The sequence below is a fragment of the Vibrio sp. 661 genome (assembly GCF_033339315.1).
GTDB classification, from domain to species: domain Bacteria; phylum Pseudomonadota; class Gammaproteobacteria; order Enterobacterales; family Vibrionaceae; genus Vibrio; species Vibrio alginolyticus.
Genome location: NZ_JAWOUJ010000056.1, coordinates 1 through 1,440 on the forward strand (window position 1 = coordinate 1; position 1,440 = coordinate 1,440).

Annotated in this window: 2 protein-coding genes; one reads left to right on the forward strand and one right to left on the reverse strand. The window is 48.6% G+C overall.

Annotation, left to right across the window (positions count from 1 at the left end):
- The coding region (locus R7P69_RS24615) for an ATP-binding protein (protein ID WP_318121740.1) at positions 1–503 on the forward strand (503 nt) is incomplete at its 5' end.
- 64 nt (positions 504–567) lie between these two features.
- Here the strand turns inward: R7P69_RS24615 and R7P69_RS24620 are convergent.
- The coding region (locus tag R7P69_RS24620; RefSeq protein ID WP_318121742.1) for a solute carrier family 23 protein at positions 568–1,440 on the reverse strand (873 nt) is incomplete at its 5' end.

Consider the following 1,440-nt stretch of genomic DNA (forward strand, 5'->3'; position numbering starts at 1 on the left):
AAGAGTGCAATGAGATCATCAGCCAATTTATGGATTATCTAAAGCCTGTAAACAAAGAATCGTTTGAGTCGGTTGATGTCAGTACCATCGCTAGTGACGTGGCGAGCTCTGAAGGGGGATATGAAGTCGAGATTGAAACGGACTTGAACATGCACCTTCCTCTAGCGAAAGGCAGCCCGATTGCCATTAAGCGAGCGGTGAGTAACTTAGTTGTCAACGCACTGCGTTACGGCAACGGTTGGGTTAAAATCAGCACAGGCGTGACGGCAGACAAACAATTGGTTTGGATATGCGTAGAAGACAACGGGCCTGGGATTGAGCAGTCGCAGATCGCGAAGTTGTTCGAACCGTTTACCCGTGGTGATACGGCTCGTGGCAGCGAAGGTACTGGTCTGGGTTTAGCGATTGTAAAACGTATTGTTATCCAACATTCAGGTTCGGTGGTGATGCGTAATCGCAGTGAAGGCGGCTTGATCGCCCAAATCAGTTTCCCGACCAAATAACCCTCTTAAACCAAAAAGCCCAACCCAAAATGTGGTTGGGCTTTTTAATTTCTAAGTACAGGTATTAAGACTCTTTCACTTCTTGAGCGACAAGTTCATCTTCTTCTGTCAGTTTTTCTGGAAGCAGCAAGTTCAGCAGTATCGCGGTGATACCGCCAGCAGCCACACCGGTTGAGAAGATGCTTTTAATAAACTCAGGCATAAACTGCAGAATCTCAGGTTTCTGAGCGATACCTAACCCCATCGAGAATGACAACGCCATAATCAGAATCGCGCGGCGGTCGAGGTCAACTCGCGAGATAATGCGCACGCCTGCAGCGGCAATGGTGCCGAACATCACGATGGTAGCGCCACCAAGTACAGGTTCTGGGATCAGCTGAACAAAACTGGCCACGCCCGGGAATAGACCAAGAATCACTAACATGCCCGAGATAAAGTAACCCACGTAACGGCTTGCGACGCCCGTTAGCATGATAATGCCGTTGTTTTGACTGAAGGTAGAGTTTGGAAAGCTGTTGAATACCGCAGCGATAGCCGAGTTCAGACCATCCGCTAATACCCCACCTTTGATGCGCTTCATGTAAATAGGGCCTTTAACAGGCTCGCCAGATACTTCCGACGTTGCGGTAATGTCGCCGATCGCTTCCAACGCCGTGATAAAGAAAATCAGCACGAGAGGGATAAATAGTGACCAGTCAAATGACAAGCCGTACTGCATCGGAATCGGTAGCGCAACGAGGTTGGTTTCCCCCAATTTTGAGGTGTCGACCATACCCATGAAGTATGCCATTACATAGCCAACTAGCATGGCAATCACGATCGAAGCCACGCGAATGTATGGGTTTTTAGAACGATTCAAAATCACAATTAACCCAAGTACGGTACCTGCGAGCGCCAGTTTGTCTAAGCTACCAAAAGTACCGTCGCCTATTGCAGC